This is a genomic window from Ahniella affigens, from assembly GCF_003015185.1.
In the GTDB taxonomy this organism is placed as follows: Bacteria; Pseudomonadota; Gammaproteobacteria; order Xanthomonadales; family Ahniellaceae; genus Ahniella; species Ahniella affigens.
The window spans coordinates 3,581,619-3,601,128 of sequence record NZ_CP027860.1 but is presented as its reverse complement, the minus strand read 5'-3'; the positions used below and the strand labels follow the sequence as shown (position 1 = coordinate 3,601,128).

Annotated in this window: 11 protein-coding genes and 2 CRISPR repeat arrays; of the genes, 7 read left to right on the top strand and 4 right to left on the bottom strand. The window is 57.9% G+C overall.

Annotation, left to right across the window (positions count from 1 at the left end; translation table 11 throughout):
- Window positions 1-308: 308 nt before the first annotated feature.
- The 3 genes from csm6 (at window position 309) to C7S18_RS13935 (ending at window position 9,593) form a co-directional block, all read left to right on the top strand.
- Window positions 309-1,472 (top strand): CRISPR-associated ring nuclease Csm6, encoded by a 1,164-nt coding sequence (gene csm6 / locus C7S18_RS13945; protein ID WP_106892144.1) that lies wholly within the window; start codon window positions 309-311, stop codon window positions 1,470-1,472.
- 954 nt (window positions 1,473-2,426) lie between these two features.
- A CRISPR array of direct repeats spans window positions 2,427-3,659; the repeat unit is 34 nt; unit sequence GTCGCAGCGCACTGGCCGCAGAGGCCATTGAGAC.
- Between the two features lie 383 nt (window positions 3,660-4,042).
- A complete protein-coding gene (locus C7S18_RS13940; protein WP_146151924.1) occupies window positions 4,043-5,410 on the top strand; it encodes a toll/interleukin-1 receptor domain-containing protein in 1,368 nt (455 codons plus the stop codon).
- A gap of 22 nt (window positions 5,411-5,432) precedes the next feature.
- Window positions 5,433-9,593: an nSTAND1 domain-containing NTPase gene (locus tag C7S18_RS13935; protein ID WP_146151923.1), complete on the top strand. Its 4,161-nt coding sequence runs from the start codon at window positions 5,433-5,435 to the stop codon at window positions 9,591-9,593.
- 529 nt (window positions 9,594-10,122) lie between these two features.
- A CRISPR array of direct repeats spans window positions 10,123-10,931; the repeat unit is 34 nt; unit sequence GTCGCAGCGCACTGGCCGCAGAGGCCATTGAGAC.
- Window positions 10,932-12,028: 1,097 nt separating this feature from the next.
- Here C7S18_RS13935 and C7S18_RS13925 read toward each other — a convergent pair.
- The 4 genes from C7S18_RS13925 to gshB all read right to left on the bottom strand — a co-directional run bounded on the left by C7S18_RS13925 (window position 12,029) and on the right by gshB (window position 15,333).
- Window positions 12,029-12,346, bottom strand: a complete 318-nt coding sequence (locus tag C7S18_RS13925) for a YddF family protein (RefSeq protein WP_106892140.1) — start codon at window positions 12,344-12,346, stop codon at window positions 12,029-12,031.
- Complete coding sequence (locus C7S18_RS13920; RefSeq protein ID WP_146151922.1) at window positions 12,343-13,170, bottom strand: hypothetical protein; 828 nt, start codon at window positions 13,168-13,170, stop codon at window positions 12,343-12,345. Before C7S18_RS13920 ends, C7S18_RS13925 begins: the two co-directional genes overlap by 4 nt.
- A 352-nt stretch (window positions 13,171-13,522) precedes the next feature.
- Window positions 13,523-14,386 (bottom strand): energy transducer TonB, encoded by an 864-nt coding sequence (locus tag C7S18_RS13915; protein ID WP_106892138.1) that lies wholly within the window; start codon window positions 14,384-14,386, stop codon window positions 13,523-13,525.
- The gene (gshB, locus tag C7S18_RS13910; protein WP_106892137.1) at window positions 14,383-15,333 is read right to left on the bottom strand and encodes a glutathione synthase; all 951 of its coding nucleotides are present in this window, start codon (window positions 15,331-15,333) and stop codon (window positions 14,383-14,385) included. The genes C7S18_RS13915 and gshB overlap by 4 nt, the downstream gene beginning before the upstream one ends.
- A 218-nt stretch (window positions 15,334-15,551) precedes the next feature.
- Here gshB and pilG point away from each other — a divergent pair, with 218 nt between their 5' ends.
- The 4 genes from pilG to C7S18_RS13890 are packed head-to-tail and all read left to right on the top strand — an operon-like array spanning window position 15,552 to window position 19,508.
- Complete coding sequence (gene pilG / locus C7S18_RS13905) at window positions 15,552-15,950, top strand: twitching motility response regulator PilG (RefSeq protein WP_106894033.1); 399 nt, start codon at window positions 15,552-15,554, stop codon at window positions 15,948-15,950.
- Window positions 15,951-16,002: 52 nt separating this feature from the next.
- Window positions 16,003-16,551: a chemotaxis protein CheW gene (locus tag C7S18_RS13900; RefSeq protein WP_240623897.1), complete on the top strand. Its 549-nt coding sequence runs from the start codon at window positions 16,003-16,005 to the stop codon at window positions 16,549-16,551.
- Window positions 16,552-16,597: 46 nt separating this feature from the next.
- Window positions 16,598-18,619 (top strand): methyl-accepting chemotaxis protein, encoded by a 2,022-nt coding sequence (locus C7S18_RS13895; protein WP_106892136.1) that lies wholly within the window; start codon window positions 16,598-16,600, stop codon window positions 18,617-18,619.
- Between the two features lie 10 nt (window positions 18,620-18,629).
- Entirely contained in the window at window positions 18,630-19,508 is an 879-nt protein-coding gene (locus C7S18_RS13890) for a CheR family methyltransferase (RefSeq protein WP_146151921.1), read from the top strand.
- The last annotated feature ends 2 nt before the right edge of the window (window positions 19,509-19,510 follow it).

Here is a 19,510-nt window from a genome sequence, read left to right as displayed (position 1 = left end):
CTGGACCAGTGCGCCATCTTCCGGCCGCGGATACCGCTGCAGTAAACGTTTCGCCTCGGGGAAAGCGCGCAACCTGGGGCGATTGTTGGGTAACTGCAAGTTTGCAGGTTGGCCATCGATTCGGGAGAAGGGCACCATTGAAGGGTCGGACGCTGTGCGGATGTGTTGGAAATCCGGGTTCAATCAACGGGTCCCACTCGGCACAGCATGGAACAAACTGATACATTGTGGCGAGTCGGCGGCGGTACGGAGGCGCCGGCTCGGGTCGGCATCACGTGAATGGCGGTTGGGGACGTATTGAGGTTGCGATGACTCTAGTGCACGGAAACACGGCGCCCGAGGACTTTCCGCGGCGAATTCTGGTCGCGGCGACTGGTTTGTATCCACAAGTGCTGACCGAGACTCTGTACGCACTGGCGGTGCAGCAAAGGCCGGCGTTTCAGCCGACTGAGATTCACGTGATCAGCACCAGCGAAGGCTGCGAGCGCGTGCGGCTGATGTTGCTAAGCGATGACGAGCGCCAGTTGCGTCGGCTTTGCGAAGACTACCGTTTGCCCTTGCCCCAATTGCGCGAGGATCAGATTCACACGATTGTCGGGCCGGACGGGCAGGTGCTCGACGATATACGAACGCCAGAAGACAATATCAGCGCCGCCGATTGCATCACGCGTCTCGTTGCGACGCTCTGCGATGACCCAGAGGCCGCAGTTCATGTGTCGATTGCGGGTGGGCGCAAAACCATGAGCTATTACCTGGGTTACGCGTTGTCGCTCTTTGGGCGCAGCCAAGATCGTATGTCGCATGTGTTGGTGTCGTCGCCTTTCGAGACGCTACCGACGTTCTTCTACCCGACGCCACGGTCACGGATTCTGCAAGGCCGAAACGACACGCCACTGGATGCCGCGAAAGCCCAAGTGCAACTCGCCGACATTCCGTTCGTGCGGATGCGCGATGATGTGACTGCACTGATTCGATCGCCCGAGGCCAGCTTCTCAAGAGCGGTGAATGCTGCAGCGGCGTTGCGTCGACCGCCCGAGCTGATGCTCGACGGCCGGGGTGGGGTGATCGTCTGTGATGGCCAGGAAGTCGAGTTGAGTGAGAAACTGTTCCTGATTTACGCATGGTTTGTGGCGCTTCGCCTGTCAGCGAGTCCCAAGGAGCAACGGGTGGTAAGGCCGAGCCTGAAAGGCAGTGGCGCAGAATTCTTCCACACGGTGGCGGATCGTCTGCAAGCCACATTCGCGACGCAGACTTGGCGCCACGACCCCGATCAGCTTCGAAAGCTGGAGAGCGTCCAGGCCGCACAGTTCGTCAGCGAGAAACTATCGCGCATCCAAGAAGCACTGCAGGATCGCTTATTCGCGAACACGCTAGTCGATCGCTTCGCGATTCGTTCCATCAAGCTAGGTAGGGGCCGGGCGGTGGCCTGGGAGCTCCCTTTGGCCAAGCATCAGATTGTCGTGCGGGGTTGAACTTTGTGGTCCGGTCTGTGCTTGTTGCTCCTGCCTGCTCGGTGTCGGCGTTCTCGCTACTTACTTCGAGAAGCCGTCTATGTGATGGGGGCTAACGGCGTGAGCAGTTGCCAAAGTAGCTGTGCCGAATCTGCGGATCGTCGGCGCTCTCGCAGAAGCATGGGGCAGCCTGGTCTGTGGCGTCCAGAACTCGTGTCGTCATCCTGGAAGCCGCGCAGCGGGTTCCGGGATGCAGGGCGCGCGTGCGGTAGGGTTCCTTCCCGCGCGCGGACTGCAGAGGGGAAGGGCAAGGGATGGTTCCGCCGGACTCAGGGTTCCTTCGCGCGCGCAGACGGCAGACAACGAAAGCAAGAAGGGCGCCGGTCGTTTAAACGATGCGGTGATTGGCTGATGAGCGAATTGCCCCGCGAGACAGCGCGCCAATTGAGGAATGAGGGAATTCACCAAACCACTTTGTGAGCCCAAGTCCATTGTTCCTCCTGGGAGATGTCTATGCCGACGTTCTCCTTACCTGCTTGACTTCCGAAGCCAGAGCCGAGATATAGAAAGCGGTATCGTGCTCTCTGACAACGAAGACCGGATCGTCGGCTAGTCTTTCCAGCCAGCGACGCGCCTTGCTCCGATCGGATCGCTCCGGCGATGTAGCGTTTTCGTGGCTTTGGGTACCGAATGCCAATGCACGCTGCTAGGCTGCAGAAGCGATTCGGAGGAACCGTTTTGGCCAACAGCCAAATATTTGCGACCTGTCCGTTTTTCCTTATCTGGATCAGTTGATTGGATCAGAATCGTGAAGCGGACTATCAGTAATCACCCCTACATAACTGACTTTCAATCTGAATTTCCCAACGAAAATGGCGTTTTGGCGAATTCTTGGATAATCTTTCCAATCGTCGGCCGAGGTTCCTCCGAACCAGCGGCCAGTGCGTTGATTGGACGAGAGAAAAAAGGTGCGCAGTCGCAGCGCACTGGCCGCAGAGGCCATTGAGACTTTGTTCGGCCAGTCTTTCTTCCTCCGTTGGAGGTCGCAGCGCACTGGCCGCAGAGGCCATTGAGACTCAATGAAGTTCCTGTGCCGCTCCGCATCCGCCATAGTCGCAGCGCACTGGCCGCAGAGGCCATTGAGACATGGCGTCGATGGTCGGTACATGGCTCGGATTCAGTCGCAGCGCACTGGCCGCAGAGGCCATTGAGACTTTGTGCTTGCGCCATGCTTGCCTTTGCAGCGACAAGCCGTCGCAGCGCACTGGCCGCAGAGGCCATTGAGACCACTGTCAATGAGGGGTTGCCAAATTGATCCCAGTCAGGGGTCGCAGCGCACTGGCCGCAGAGGCCATTGAGACCTGGTCCAAGGAAAAGGATGAACCCTTTGTTCACGTCGCAGCGCACTGGCCGCAGAGGACATTGAGACTTTCAATCTGCGCCAGCGCATTGAGCGCTGACGTGATGTCGCAGTGCACTGGCCGCAGAGGCCATTGAGACTTGTCTGGCAAGTGCGGCTCGTCCGTATGGGCCATGTCGCAGCGCACTGGCCGCAGAGGCCATTGAGACTTTCGTGGAATTCGATTTTTGTCAAACTCTTCTGAAGTCGCAGCGCACTGGCCGCAGAGGCCATTGAGGCTTATGGACACCCTCGGTCGGGTGAATGATCAAGACCGTCGCAGCGCACTGGCCGCAGAGGCCATTGAGACTTTCGTTCAACCTTCCAAAGACTTCACGGCCACGACCGTCGCAGCGCACTGGCCGCAGAGGCCATTGAGACTTTCATACACAAGTGCCGCCAACCGTGTGTCGGGAACGTCGCAGCGCACTGGCCGCAGAGGCCATTGAGACTTTGCGACATCGACGTGCATAATTACGTCCCAGTGTCGCAGCGCACTGGCCGCAGAGGCCATTGAGACTCTGATTCGTACGGGATTACCACCTCTACACCAACCTGTCGCAGCGCACTGGCCGCAGAGGCCATTGAGACTGATGGCTTTCTCGCCGGTCCAGACTCGCGTAGTCAGGTCGCAGCGCACTGGCCGCAGAGGCCATTGAGACCTTCCAGCGAGTCAAACGGGCCAAACTTTGCGTCGGCGGTCGCAGCGCACTGGCCGCAGAGGCCATTGAGACCCTTTGCAGAAGCGTGCTTGATAGTCAAGCATTTCTAACAGGTCGCAGCGCACTGGCCGCAGAGGCCATTGAGACTTCATGGTTGTCCGCCGATCAGCCGCCAACCCAGTCAGTCGGAGCGCACTGGCCGCAGAGGCGGTCTACGATTTGGCGTTTAATCGCAAGTTCCCCCTGGACCCCGGATCCCGCTTACGCGGTTTCCAGGGTGACGACAATAGTGTTGGCCATTTCGCCGCAAGGCCACACTTCTCCTTCTCCCGCGCGAGCGGGGGAAGGCCGGGATGGGGGCTGCTTGCGGTGGGCTTGCAGGTCCGTCCTTTCGCCCGGTGCGGCGACCAAAGAAGTAGTTCTGGAAGACCATCACAATATCGGGGGCGTCGAGAGGTCTCTGGTCATCAACGTAGCAAAGTACGGATACATCCTTTAGACTGCAAAATGAGCCTCTTGGGGAGCGTGACGTGGCGGAGTGGTCCGAGCGAGATTGGGAAATGCTGTTGACCGAAATTCAGGAAGGCAGTGTCTTGCCTGTGATTGGTCCATCGGTTGTGACTTCCGGTGAATCTGGCTCCAATTGTTCCCTCTATCGGGAGATCGCCGAACCCATGGCGAGGCGGCTCGGCGTCACAGCAAAAGAGGACGCCAGTGCCTTTGACGTTGCACGCGACGCAATCGCTCAAGGGATGCCGATCGTTTCCATTTGGCGGGAGCTGAAACACGCCATTCGCTCAATCCACCAGCCTGGTGAGGCGCTGCGCGCGATTGCTGGAATCAGAAGATTCGACCTCTTTCTATCAACCACGCCCGACAAGCTTTTGTATGAAGCTGTCAAGCTTGAGCGGAAAGGTCTTGAGCAGTTCGTTGCGAACCGGTACTTCACCGATCAAGGCGCGCTCCCATCAGCAGGTAGCGAGCTCGATAACTCGGGATGCGATCTTCCTGCCAGGCGGAACTTAATTTCGATCTACCAGCTTCTAGGTTCAGTTGAAGCTCATACCGGTCCAGTATGGGAAGACGACTACATTGAGTACGTCTTCTCGATGATCAGAGATGAGGCGCGCCTCAGCAATCTATTTCGGCAGATTCGGGGTAAATCGCTTTTGCTAATCGGCGCGCCAGCAGAGGACTGGATCGTCAGATTCCTGCTGAGGACCGCGTTGGGAAAGAGACTAAGTGATCCTTCAAGTCAGTCAAAACACTTTCTTGCCGAAGCTCGCAGCGAGGCAAACGAACCGATGTTGTTCTTTTTTGAAAAGGGCGCACGGGTCACTAGAGTCATAGAAGGCGACCCGATTCAATTCGCGATTGACCTCCGACGAAGGTGGGATGAGTTCCAGCCGACTAGTCATGGAGGTTCTGCTCCAGCACATCGGGTTTACCACAGAAATGGAGATTCATGTCCAGGAAACTCTGTGTTCATCAGCTACAGCAGCGCCGATGTTGCGTGTGTAGACAACCTCACAGAGGCGTTCCAATTCCATAAGATCCCCTACTGGCTAGATAGAGAGCGGCTCCTTGCAGGAGACCCTTTGCGAAGCAAGATCGAAGCAGCGATTGTTACCCAGTGTAGGCTGTTTCTCGCGATCGTATCCAAGAGTACGGAGAGAGAGACGAGCTCAGAGAGCTGGATTCGGATGGAGCGCAGATGGGCGGCAACACGCCAGACGTTAGGCGCGACTTTCTATTTGACACTCATGATTGACGACTTGCCCGCGAACCATCGGAGCGAGGTTGAGCCGGTATTTGACGGAGATCGGCGCACGAACACCTGGATTGAGCTGGATGGTTTGATCGAATCGATTAAAGTCCATTTGGGGCTAATGCGATAGCCGAACGTTGCGGAGCGTTTCCATGCATGAGATCCAACTTGTCCCAACAAGCGCGTGCCCTTGGCCAGGCCTTGCGTCTTATACAGAAGAAAGCGCATCGTACTTCTTTGGTCGAGCGCAGGAAATTGATGACGTTTGTGAAGGCGTTCGCAGTTCCACAGTCACTATCGTTCATGCCCGTTCTGGCGTTGGGAAAACGTCCTTGTTGAGAGGGGGAATTGCACCGGCACTCCGGCAATGGGGTTATCGCACCAATTACCTTCGGCTACTGACGCGATCAGATTCGGACCCGCAGCAAGCAGATTCAGAGCCGCTGGTGGATCAGCTCAGGCGTGCCTTGTCTGAGTTCGTGGGAAACGGCGCCAACACGGTGCCACTCTGGGAACAAGCCTTCAGAACCAACTTGCGTCCAAAAATCCAACGATGCAAGCCCGTACTGATCTTGGACCAATTTGAGGAAGTGCTCGCGCTGCTGGGTGATCGTGGCGAGCGTCTCCCGAAGCAGTCGGGCAAGAGCAGGCGCCATGAAGTCGGCGAACTGATCCATGAGATTGCCTCGATCGTTGATCGACGCCCGCTTCATGCAGACGGTGATTGGTCAGATTGTGACTGGTCGCCGAGTGAGCTGCGGTTTGTCATTGCAATTCGGAGCGACTACATGGCGGAGCTGGATGCTTGGCAGAAGGTAATGCCGAGCTTCATGCGGAATCGCTTTCAACTGCGGGAAATGGCAGGTAACAAGGCGGTTGAGGCCATTATCGAGGCGGGTCGATTGTCGGCGCGCCCGATCGTCAGCGAAGTGGTCGCTGAACGAATCGTGAGAAACATCGCGAATGATGAGCAGGGGCGATTGGATGGGATTGTAGTATCGCCTGCCGTGCTGAGTGTCTATTGCACTCAACTCAATAGTGACCGGCTCTCTACAGGTAGTGAAGTGATCGCTGAGGGGCAGCTGGAAGGCGGGTGCGAGGACGTCCTGTCGCGATACTATGACGCATGCGTTGACGGGATATGTCATCCAGTCCAGCGCGCTGTTGAAGACTCGCTCATCGATCGATCAGGGCGGTATCGAGAGTCGCAGAGTCACCATACACTGCTAGAACGTGCGCTCACTCGCGCCATGGAATCGAATGAAAGGAGCGATGAGTTGGAGCGGACGCTTGCGACTCATGTTGAGTTGCTGATCAATCGTCGACTCCTGGTGTCTGAGTTTAGAGGTGGCACAACCCGGTTGGAACTGATGCACGACCTCCTGGTTCCCTTGGTCGCACAATCCAGGGACGTCCATAAGGCGCACGATGAGCTAATTCAAAAGGCAGCCGAGTACTCCAGGAAGCTTCAGGAGCAGGAGCGACTGAATGAGGCCACCAACGCATTGACTCTCGAGGCCGCACGTCGGGCATTGGGGCGAGCTTTCGAGGCCTTGGAGCGGAATGATCATGGGCGATACCTTGCGTCTTTGGAAGAATCGCTTCGAACAGGTCAGAGTCTTGCGGTTGGCGACGCAGCCAGGGCGCTTTTTCACTCGCCGTCGCCAAGGTTGATCGGCGCCTGCGGAGTCAGCGGAACGCTTCTCCATTGGCGATGGGTAGATGATATCGTGTATGCGGTTGTTCGGCAGGGCGCGCCCGTTGAGATACGGCTCTATCTGTTCTCAAAGACAGAAGAGCTCCACCACTGGGTTCTTCCTTTCGGCACTGAGGTTCTCAGTGCATATATCGATCAAGACGGCGATCGCGTAATGGCGGTAAGTCGGGACGGGTTGGTTCACGAGTGGTCACGCGCTTCGGACAATTCGGTTCGCGTTTTGGCAACTCTGGAGCTGGATCGTCAGTCAGGCGGCAACGCCTTCATTCGAAGCGATCGGGTGTTGCTGGCTGGATCGGGCCAATGTGTGGTTGCAGACCCTTTTGGTGTTCAGTCGTCCGTTCGAATTGAAGCGCCTGATACGGCCTGGACAATTGAGTCCGCAAAGTTTGCGGAGCAGTCGGACGCGGTGATTGTTCGGTATCAGTCTAGAGAATCGGAGCGTGGTGACGCGGAGATTCGATTCAAGAGCCCCTACCGTGAAGAGCGCACTTGGTCAGGTAGGCCTTTTGTAATCTATTGGGTTGCCAGAACCAATCGTGCCTGGGTGAGCCATGCCGGCGAGCTTGCAGTCTTTGCGGCTGAAAGTAATAAGCAGGTTCTGTGGTCGTTTCGGGAGCCAGAACCCAAGAAGGTGCGCGAGTTGTCGTTGGCGGTCATCACGAGTGCCGCATTCACGGTTGACGATCTCATGATCGTCTGTGGTACGGAAGACGGTCGTACTGTGCTGCTGGATAGGCTCGGTGAGGAACAATTGCAGGAACTCGCTCACCATGGTGGGTATCCAGCAGCGATACTGCCGAGTGTGGATGGCCGACAGGTGGCCGTTTGGTCAGAGCCAAGGTCTGAGGACTCTGATTGTGAGTTTGGCGTCTGGTCGCTTGCGAGCGGCTTTCCGGTAGAGCTTGAGGTTGAGCGAGTATCCGACGATGCGACTGGCTTTCTTAGTGCCGACCGTAGAAGGGTGATCATCGTTGGACCGTCTGACCCTCTGCGCGTCATCAGTCTCGACTCGATGCTTGACGCTGGCGTTTCCAGTCGGCTTGGTTCAGGCAGCGATGGGAGCGATGATTCTGGTGGGCTGCAAGTGAGTCTCTCGATCGGCACGGGATCCTTGTTGCTGCATCAGGTCGCGGCTTCGGAACGTTGGTTGCGGCCGGGTTTGGACCAGTTGTTGCTTGCCGTACTTGGGGTCGCGCCAGATCAAGCGCGTGTTGTCGTCACCGACCGCAGTGCGCATGCGCACGCTCGGTGGGTTGAGCAACCAGAGAATCCGAGCACACTGAACCGATACGATGAAGAGATCATGTATCTCGGACTGCAGCCTGACGGACATCGGGTGGCGACGGTTGGCAGCAACGATGTGCTTCGGGTTCTGGCGACGGACAGCGGTGACGACCTCACCGGCCCGATCCTCAGCGACAGTCGGGCTATGGCGGTTTGGTTTTCGGCGGACTTAGAACAGTGCGTCTTGCTATTGGATGACGAGTCACTGTGGCAGTGGGAGTTTGAAAAGGGCGAGTTGGTGTCCTTGTGTAATGAGGCAGGTGGCCCCGCGACGATTGCCAAAGGATTGCAGCGTGGCTTCATGCCCGTTGCGCCCTGGTGTGATGATTCAGGCAATGGTGCAAGCTTACGTGTTCTTTCGCCTGATGGTTCATATTTGGTTAGTGCTAACCGCTCACGGGTGCATCTGCGCCATTTGTTCGATCGAGCGGATGTCAAGACGCAGCAATTGACCGGGGAGTTGGTGGCTGCAGCATTCAGTCCTGTTGGCAATTTGGTTGCCTTGGCTTGTTCGGATGGCCTCGTCCGGTTTTGGGATTGGAAGTCGAATTCGCTAAGAGCTCACGGAATCAAGTATGCGGAGCGAGTGAGAACGATCGCCTTTTCGTTAGATGGGCGGCATTTGCTCATCACCTTAGTGCGTGGTGGGTTGAAATGCATCGAGATCGGCGGCGCCGATGTATCAGGTGTGGACCGCGATTCCTATCGTGACTGGCTTTGTAAAGCGCTCCGTTATGTTGCAGGCAGTTATGTGAATGACGACGGTCGATTCATCAGAGTCAAAGAAGAGGAACGGCGGCAACTGTGCGTAGACATCGATTCGGCTGCGGCGCCTACGCCAGATCTGATGAGCGCGATGCGATGGCACCGAACGTTGCCGTGGAGAAGGTCCATCTCGCCACTCTTGCCGAGGTCGCTTTCGTTGCATATTGCTGCGGAACTGATGCGATTGGCTGATGCAACCGCCGCGGAGACCGGACCCAGCGCCGAAGAGCCTGACCGACTCGCGTGCCTAAAACGCCTTTACAAGCTTGATCCTGGGCATCCTCTGATTCTGATTGGGTTATTGGGACACAAATCGTATTCTGACAGGCGCCATGATTGGGGGTCGCTAATTCTGGAGCGCCTCGAGAGTGCGCCCGAAATGTTGTTGTTCGCAGCTGAAATGTTCTATCGCCAGGGCGATCGTGCCAGCCTTGCTGCGATCGATCGACTGGCGAAGGCCTCGCCCGAACTAAATCCGGCGGAGCAGGCGCGCTTTGCGCAGTTAGCGCTTTGGGCTGTACTGGGATTTGGCGATCGTTCCTGATGCGACGTGCGCGACCTTGCTAAGGCGCTGTTTTGGCGAAGACCAGATCATGAATTGCGAAAGGAGTAGCTTTCAATTGCCGATCAGGAAAGATCCTCTGGGCAAGGGTTGAGATACAGAGGCGGCGAGATGTTCTTTGACAACGAAGTTTAGACCATCGGCCAGAGGTTCCAGCGAACGCCTCAGGGTGCTGCGATGGCACTATTCGTGCGACGTCGCTCATTCATGGCGTTGAGTACCAAACGCGAAAGCACTTTGCGAGGTAGGTCCAGCTGATCGGAGGAACCGTTTTGGCGGACTTGCCAGTGATTGAGATCCATTGGACTTTCCATCGCTGGATCAGCCACCTGAACCAGAATCATGATCAAGTTATTGAGCAATCACTCCTGCACGCTTGACTTTGAAGCCAAATTTCGCGGCAAAAATGGCGATTTGGCGAGTTCTTGGATAATGTTCCCAATCGTCGGCCGAGGTTCCTCCGAACCAGCGGCCAGTGCGTTGATTGGACAAAGGAAAAAAAATGTGCGCAGTCGCAGCGCACTGGCCGCAGAGGCCATTGAGACTTTCTGATTGGCCTTTAAAGAAAGATCCTATACCAGCTTGTCGCAGCGCACTGGCCGCAGAGGCCATTGAGACTTTTGACCGACCTTTTTGGTCAGCCGCCGTTGTAGGGTCGCAGCGCACTGGCCGCAGAGGCCATTGAGACCTTGGTGCGAGATCTGATATGTAACTTTCGTTACAGTCGCAGCGCACTGGCCGCAGAGGCCATTGAGACAGGTTACGCATGGGTTGTTCCTTTGCAAATCAATGTCGCAGCGCACTGGCCGCAGAGGCCATTGAGACTTTGATATCTGATGGTTCGGGCCAAACCATGTCGGTCGCAGCGCACTGGCCGCAGAGGCCATTGAGACTTTCACAGGTGAAGCCGGGTCGGGTGTTGAGTTCGTCGCAGCGCACTGGCCGCAGAGGCCATTGAGACTTTACGACCTTTCTCATCAGAGCCGACGGTTCTACGTCGCAGCGCACTGGCCGCAGAGGCCATTGAGACTTTTAGGTGCGCATCTTATTGCCGTCGTCCACATGGACATGGTCTCAGCGCACTGGCCGCGGAGGCCATTGAGACTTTACATAAGCATCAAACTTGACCAGAAGGTTATTGTCGCAGCGCACTGGCCGCAGAGGCCATTGGGACTTTGCGGCGATTAGCGACAACCCACACCGCTCCAGGGGGTCGCGGCGCACTGGCCGCAGAGGCCAGTGAGACTTTCAGCAATTGACACCACACACCATCAGCCCCGTGGCGTGTCGCAGCGCACTGGCCGCAGAGGCCATTGAGACTTTCAGCGGGGTTTCAACGAAGGTGCCGATGTTTGTAGTCGTAGCGCACTGACCGCAGAGGCGGTCTACGATTTGGTGTCTAGTCGCAAAATTGCCCTGGGTCCCGACTTTCGTCGGGATGACGACAATTGGGTTGGCCAGTTCGCCGCAAGGCCACGCTTCTCCTTCTCCCGCGCGAGCGGGGGAAGGCTGGGAAGGGGGCTGCTTGCGACGAATCATTGGGGCTCGAAAGAGTTGTTGCGCATTGGCCGCAGAGGCCATTGAAACCCTTTGCCGAGTTGTGCCGGCGGTACCTCGACCTGAACGTCGCAGAGCGCTGGCTGCAGAGGCGGTTGGTGATTTGGTGTTTAGTCGCAAGATTGCGCTGGGTCCCGACTTTCGTCGGGATGACGACAATAGGGTTGGCCAGTTCGCCGCAAGGCCACACTTCTCCTTCTCCCGCGCGAGCGGGGGAAGGCTGGGAAGGGGGCTGCTTGCGACGAATCTTTGGGGCTCGAAAGAGTTGTTGCGCCGTGGCCACAGAGGCCATTGAAACCCTTTGCCGACATGTGCCGGCGGTACCTCGGCCTGAACGTCGCAGAGCGCTGGCTGCAGAGGCGGTTGGTGATTTGGTGTCTAGTCGCAAGATTGCCCTGGGTCCCGACTTTCGTCGGGATGACGACAATAAGGTTGGCCAGTTCGCCGCAAGGCCACACTTCTCCTTCTCCCGCGCGAGCGGGGGAAGGCTGGGATGGGGGCTACTTGCGAAGCGCTCGCACGCTTAAGGTTGCAAACAGTCTGCTGGCCGCAGAAGCCATTAAGACCAACCAACGTGTAGGCAAATGCGGTTGCTACGTAAAATGGCGAGTTGACATGGTCAACCCGCCTTTTTCTTGACTGTGTGTTGTCGCACTGTGGGGCAGCTGCGACTTGACTCAGGAGAGGCCGAGTGGCGCGCAGTCGCGGATCCGGGGCAGGGCAGGCAAGAGGCCTGCCCCTACGGCGATACCGAGTCGCGCTGGCGCAGTGCCTGCCACTGCGGGCATACTCGGTCGCGCTGGCGCGGTGCGGTTTAGGGTGCGATGGTCACGCTGTTGATCGTTGTTGCCGAGCTAGGTTCAGCCGACTCGTCGAAGTCTCGATAGTTCGTACGGCAGTGCCTTCAGTTCTTCGTCGCTCAGTACTTTGCCGGCATCGAGGCGTTTGAGCATTCGGAGCACGAGCGCTTCATCGCCGATTGCCATCTTGATCTCAATGCGATTGGTGGGAATGTTGATGCCTAGGATGCTTGAGAGCAGTCTGGCCGACTCGGCATGGCCGATGGCGGAGACAAACGCGCCAGTCAATATGGCTTTGGCCTCGTCGGCCGATGTTGGCCCGCTGAACTGATAGCTGCCGTAGGACGTCAGAACGGGAGAATTCAGTAAATAGATCACGGGCGGGCCTCAGGTTTCTGATGGAACTTCATCTCGATGCGCTCCAGGCGTGGTTCCCAGATTAGGTAAGCCTGACCATCTTTGACGTCATTCGGCATGGGGAGGAATTCTGGCTTGACGGGCTTTTGCTTTTTCGCCACTGCTGGTGCCGTGGCCTCGGCTGGTTGGGTCGGGGCCAGCTGGACTTCTGAGCTGTTGTCTGCATGAATCATCGATTCGATTTGTTCCGAGTAGATGCAGATATCCGGGATCTTGTGAAGCGTGAACTCTAGGCATACGTGGCGAAAGTAGGCGCCGTTGGCATCTTGCTCAATTTCCTTGATGTCAGAGATGATGGCAGCAGCGTTGAAGCTCAGATGTTTCATTCCACCCATTTGCTGCCCGATTTGCTGCGCGAGATTGCGCGCATCTTCCAGGCTGGATAGTGAGGCATAGCGGCAGACCAGGATATCCCTCTTCTCAGGCTTCTCTTTCTGTTCTGGGTCTAGTTCGATTGGAAGTGGAAAGGCATGGACAAAGCGCACGCTGAGCTTCCACGGCAGCGATTCGCGCCAGTCCTCTTTTAGTTCACTGATCCACACGAAAATGGCAACAATCAGTGTTGCGACACCGATAACGGGGCTCCAGGCATCGTTCCAGGTCTTGCTGAGCTGTGCGAGATGTGGGCTTGATCCGGTTTGCACGAAGGCAAAGACCGCCAGGACGGCTGCGAACATGACAAGCTGAAACCAGCGCGTCCGGATACCATGGATTGAAACGGTCCAAGGGCGGGCGAATGGCCGCCAGACGCGGTGTCGAAAGGAGGTGGATCGATCATCGCTCACAAGAAGCTCCTCTGCTCTGCTGCTGTCCCAAGTGTTGAAATTTTATCTGGTCGTGCGGCGGTCGCTCGGAGTCTATGCATACAGCGGTGAATCGGCATCTTCAACTTTACGACCCTGTGGCAATGCCTGACAGGGGCGCGGGAAGGGCCAAGCGGGACTCCGATCAAGGCCAATTGAGGATACGTCGGCGCAGTGGTCGGTGTGCCATTCTGCAAGTTTGCCGCCGGCCATGGCGCCCGTTGGCGCCTGTTTGGCTTGGCTTGCATCGGGTGCCAAGTCGCGCTCGGCAGTGTGTATCCCTCGCGGCGGGGCGCCTAGTTGCTTGGCGGGCGCAGCAAGCGTCCAGCGGTCCCTACTGCCCCCTCACCACACTCCCCGTCAAGAACTGCACCGTACGGGTGATATGCAACACGTCGATCTGTTCATCGGTTTGCGGCAGTGGTGAAAAGGGGGAGCCCATTTCGACGATGCGGATCGCGGCTTGATCGAGGAAGTCGTGGCCGCTCGGGGTGATCATTTCGACGGACTCTAGGGTGCCATCGCGGCGGATGGCGGCGGTGACGACGACTTGGCCGGTGACGCTGCGGCGGGACGCTTCTTCGGGGAAATTCAGGGAGCCGATGCGTTCGATCTTCGCGACCCAGGCGCGCATGTAGGCGGCGTAGACGTACTCGCGGGTGTTCGCGGAGATGAACTTGCGGCGGGGGCGTTTGGCGTACATCTCGCGCTGGCGGTCGACTTCGGCGGCGAGTTGGGCCATTTCGAGGCTGCGTTCTATCAGTTCCTGTGCAGTCAGCGCCTCAAGCTTCGGTACTTCGCGGCGGCTTTGGTCGATGGCCTGGACTTGGAAGTCGGGGTTCTCGCCGCCGGTCAGCACCGCGCGTGGGGTGGCTTCCTGGGGCTTCGGCGCGCCGGCCTTCTGCGGGAGTGGGGCTTGGCCCGGCAGGGCTTTGGGGATCGGGCTGGTTTCGGGTTGCCGGGGGCGATGGCTCTCCTCGGATTCGCCACCGCCCTTTTGGTTGGCATTGGCGAGAAAATCGGCGTCGTTCGGTGTTTTCGCGCTCGATGACTGCACGAGGATGACGTCCAGGCTCGGCAGGGAGTCGGCTGGTGCCTCATAGCTGAACGAAATGCCGAGAATCAGCACGGCGTGCACGATGACTGAGAACAGCAGGGTCACGCGCAGCCGCTCTTCGGCGGAGATGGTTTGGCTCATGGTTGCTGGCGTTGTGCGATGGCGTCGAACAACAGACCGGCGATGTTACTGCCAGTCTGCGCGTCGATCTCGCGGATGCAGGTCGGGCTGGTGACGTTGATTTCGGTCAGATGCGAGCCGATCACGTCCAATCCGACGAAGATCAAGCCTCTTCGGCGAAGATCGGGGGCGACGGCGGCCGCGATCTCGCGATCGCGATCGGTGATCGGCTGGGCGACGCCCTTACCGCCCCGGGCCAGGTTGCCGCGGAAATCGTCGCCCTGCGGGATTCTGGCGAGGCAGTAGGGCGCGGGTTCGCCGTCGATCAGCAGGATGCGCTTGTCGCCGTCCTTGATTTCCGGCAGGTAGCGTTGGGCCAGCGCGAACTCTTTCCCCTGTTGCAGCAAGGTTTCGAGGATGACGTTCAGGTTCGGATCGCCAGCTTTGACGCGGAAAATCGATCGGCCGGCCATCCCGTCAATCGGCTTCAGAACCACATCACCCTGTTCAGCGACAAATGCTTTCAAATCGCCGGCATTACGGGACACTAAGCTCGGCGGGCACAGTTCGGGGAAGTGCAGGGCATAGAGTTTTTCATTGCAATGCAGCAGGGCGCCCGGGTCGTTGACCATGATCGGGCGCTTCGTGGTGGGCAGCTCGGCCCAGAGGAGATCGTGCAGAAACGTTTGATTGACCGGCGGGTCTTTGCGCAGCAAGAGCACGTCGAGACTGCTCAAAGGCATACGGACTGGGGTGCCAAGCTGAAAAAAACCTGTTTTCTGATCAACGACTTGCAGTGTTTGCCAGTGCGCGTACGGGCCCTCGGCTGCAAAGCCCAGGCTGTTTTCGGTACTGTAGAGGAGTTGGTACCCGCGCCGAGCTGCCTCAAGCAGCATGGCAAAGGTGGAATCTTTATAGGGTTTGATGTGCTCGATGGGGTCCATCAGCACGCCGAGGCTCTGGGTCATTGCACTTCCAAATCTGGCCGAGAATGTCAACAAGCATAGCGCCTTTTTCGTGACACAATCTGTTGTGATGGCGAGCACTTAGAGTATTTACTTGACAGGTTTCTCGACGTTGGTTAAGAAGCTGTAAGCGCGTTCAGAGGCGGGTTTTGGGCGATCAGGCGGGAGGCTTGATCCAAAATCCCATGCTGGACATCGACCCAAACACCCATGGGGGTCAAATGGAAGAGCAAGCGAAAGAAGGTTCATTGTCTGGTTTGAAGGTCATGGTCATCGATGATTCGAAGACTATCCGTCGGACTGCAGAAACATTGTTGAAGAAGGAAGGCTGTGAAGTGGTCACGGCAACGGACGGCTTTGAGGCGCTGGCCAAGATTTCCGACGAGAAGCCGCAAATCATTTTTGTCGACATCATGATGCCCAGGTTGGATGGCTATCACACCTGTGCGTTGATCAAGAACAATCAGATGTTCAAAAACGTGCCGGTCATCATGCTGTCCTCGAAGGATGGTCTGTTCGACAAGGCGCGCGGTCGTATCGTGGGTTCTGAGCAGTATCTGACCAAGCCGTTCACGCGCGAGGAACTGCTCGGCGCGATTCGCAAGCACGTCAACGTTTGAGGTGATTGATGCGGCAGCGGCACAGTAGCGACAGCGAAAACAGGCGGATCGGATGAGCGACTTCATGGCAGGCGTCTCGCCCTTTGACACCCTGCTCGATTACGAGCAGCGCAGTCTGGCGCATGTGGCCGGCCTGCCCGAGCAGATCGACGCGCCTGGCCTTTGGCGCGGTATTGCATTTCGGCTCGGTCAACGCCGCCTGGCGGCGAGCATTACGGAAGTCACGGAAATTCTGTCGTTCCCGGTGCTCACATCAGTGCCGGGATCGAAGTTCTGGTTGATGGGTGTGGCGAACGTGCGCGGTAACCTCGTGTCGGTGATCGACGTTCGCGGGTTCATCGAAGGTGAGCGGTCCACCCACAACGAAAAAAGTCGCGTGCTCGTGATCCGTCAGCACGGCAGTCTGGTTGGTTTGCTGGTAGACGAAATTCTTGGTCAGCGCGCGTTTGTCGACGCGAATCTGCGTGAAGGCGAGATGGAGGCCGACGAGCGTTATCGGCGGTACATCGAGCGCTTTTACGAGACGAGCGGCACGGGCTATGGCATTTTCAGTATGGCGGCGTTGACTCGCACGCCAGAGTTCACCCAGGCGGCCATATGAGTGGCGGTCTGAATCACGTTTTGTTCGAAGGGGCGAGGTAAGAGCTATGAGTGCGACATCTGGTGGTGCGAGCCGTTTTTCCGGACCCCTGCTCTGGGGTGCGGTGGCGTTGGTGTTCCTGGGCCTTCTGGGCGCGAACCTCGCTTACCAAGCTATCTTGGACCGGCAAGAGCGTAACGCGATCCGACTGACAACCGATCTGCAGGTGCTGTCGCAGCAGATCTCGAAGTTCGCGACCGAAGCCGCGTCCGGCAACTTGGAAGCCTTCGAAGAACTAAAGGCGACCCGCGTCAACATTCAAGATTCGATTGACGCGTTGTCGAAAGGCAGCGAAAAGGAAGGTGTACCGTCTTACGCCGCCGACACCGTCATCGGGCCACCGCTGAAGCGTGTCGAGCAAGCCTGGATGCCGATTGCGAAGTCGGCCGACACCATTAACGGCGCCTCCGAACTCGTCTTGAATATTGCCGACGAGGCCGATGCGTTCTCAGACAACATCCCACGTATGTCGTCCAAAATGGACGAGCTCGTGTTGGTGCTGCTCGATGACAATGCACCGGGTGACACGGTGTATCTCGCCACCCGCCAAATTCTGCTTGCCGACCGTATGCTTCGCCGCGTGTCTGACATCCGAAAGGGTGGTGAGGACGCGGTATCGGCCGCCGATCAGTTCGTTCGTGACGCCCGTGTGTTCGGCCAAGTGCTGGACGGCTTGACGGACGGTGACACCGAGGTCGGCATCCGCGCCCTGACCGACCCGAAAGCCCGCGAAATTCTGGCTGACATTCAAGACCTGTACTCTGGCATTCGCGAAAGCGTCGGTACCATTCAGGAAGCTTCGACCGACCTGTTCGAAGTCACCGAAGCGAAGGACAAAATCTTCCTGGGCTCGACCGACCTGCTCGACAAGAACAAGTCGCTCGCCGCGTCGTTCGGCAACAAGGTCCGTATGTTGGGCGGAAACATTCTGAACGTCGTGCTCGGTGCGCTCGCCCTGTTCGCCGCGCTGATCGCCGGTATGTTGCAGTACCTCGCTACAAGAAAGCAGTTGCAGAGCACCGCCGATCTGAACTCCCGAAATCAGGAAGCCATTCTGCGCTTGCTGGACGAAATGGGATCGCTCGCCGAAGGCGATTTGACGGTGAAGGCGACGGTGACCGAAGACATCACCGGCGCAATCGCCGACTCCGTGAACTTCGCCGTGGAAGCGCTCCGCTCCCTGGTGGCCACGATTAACGAAACCGCCGTGCAGGTGGCCGCCGCTGCGCAAGAAACGCAGGCGACCGCGATGCACCTCGCCGAAGCTGCCGAGCACCAAGCGCAGCAGATCACCTCGGCATCGGCGGCGATCAACGAAATCGCGGTCTCGATCGACGAAGTGTCGAAGAACTCCGCCGAATCGGCCGACGTGGCGCAACGATCCGTGGCGATTGCAGGCAAGGGTGCTGCGATCGTGCGCCAAACGATTCAGGGCATGGACAACATTCGCGATCAGATTCAAGAAACCTCGAAGCGTATTAAGCGTCTGGGTGAGTCGTCACAGGAAATCGGATCGATCGTCGAACTGATTAACGACATCGCCGATCAAACGAACATTCTGGCTCTGAACGCCGCCATTCAAGCCGCGTCTGCCGGTGAAGCGGGTCGCGGATTCGCGGTCGTTGCCGACGAAGTGCAACGACTCGCCGAACGCGCATCGGGCGCCACCAAGCGAATTGAAACGCTGGTGCAAACGATTCAGTCCGACACCAACGAAGCGGTGAGCTCGATGGAACAAACCACGTCTGAAGTGGTGGCGGGTGCCCGCCTCGCCGAAGACGCCGGTCTGGCCCTGGGCGAGATCGAAAAGGTGTCGAACGACCTTGCCGACTTGATTCAGAACATCTCCGAGGCCGCGCGTCAGCAGTCCGCTGCGGCAACGAACATCTCGGCAACGATGAACGTGATTCAGGAAATTACGACGCAGACGTCGGCCGGTGCCTCGCAGACCGCCGAGTCGATTGGAAACCTCGCGCAGCTCGCTGCCGACCTCCGTCGTTCGGTCGCCGACTTCAAACTGCCGTCCTGAGTAGACTGATTTGATCGCACCTACGGCCAACGTCCGCAAAGCCTTCGCACCCATGCCGAGCATGGGTGATGAGGAGTTTTCGCGCTGGGTGGACTTGCTCGAACGCCGCACTGGCGTCGTCGTGCCGCCTGGGCGCAAGACGTTTCTTGTCACCGGTGTCCGCACGCGAATGCGCGAAACCGGCTATGACAGCTTTGAGCGCTACTTCAATGAAGTGCTCAACGGGGCGCGCGGTGCGATTGAATGGAGCACACTGGTCGATCGCCTGACCGTTCATGAAACACGATTTTTCCGACACCAGCCCTCGTTGCAGATGATTGCCTCCGAGTGGTTGCCTGACTTTCTGAAAGAACACCCCGACAACCTGGCGATGCACGCCTGGAGCGTGGGCTGTTCGACCGGTGAGGAAGCCTATTCCCTAGCTATGGTGTTGGACAGCAGTCTGCGCCAGCTGGGGGCCAGCCGTGCTTATTTCGGGGTGACCGCCACCGACATCAGCAATGCGGCGCTGGCGATCGGGCGGGGCGGTCTGTATCCCCGCGAGCGTCTGGTCGAGATTCCGGACGACATGCAGAAAACCTATTGCGAACTGGTCGGTACCGACAGCTTCGCGATCAATGAAGCGCTGAAAAAACGGGTCGGATTCGCGCTGTTCAACATCATGGACGTGGCGCGCGCGCCGCTGAAAAAGCTTGACCTGATTTACTGTCAAAACGTTTTGATCTACTTCGCCCGAGATCGCCGAAAGCAGTTGCTGACTGCGCTCGCCGATCTGCTCAAGCCCGGCGGCATGCTGGTGCTTGGTGCGGGTGAGGTGATCGGCTTTACCCATCCTTCGCTGACACGGATCGGCAACCGCCAAACTTTGGCGTTTCGCCGGTCAGGGTGAGA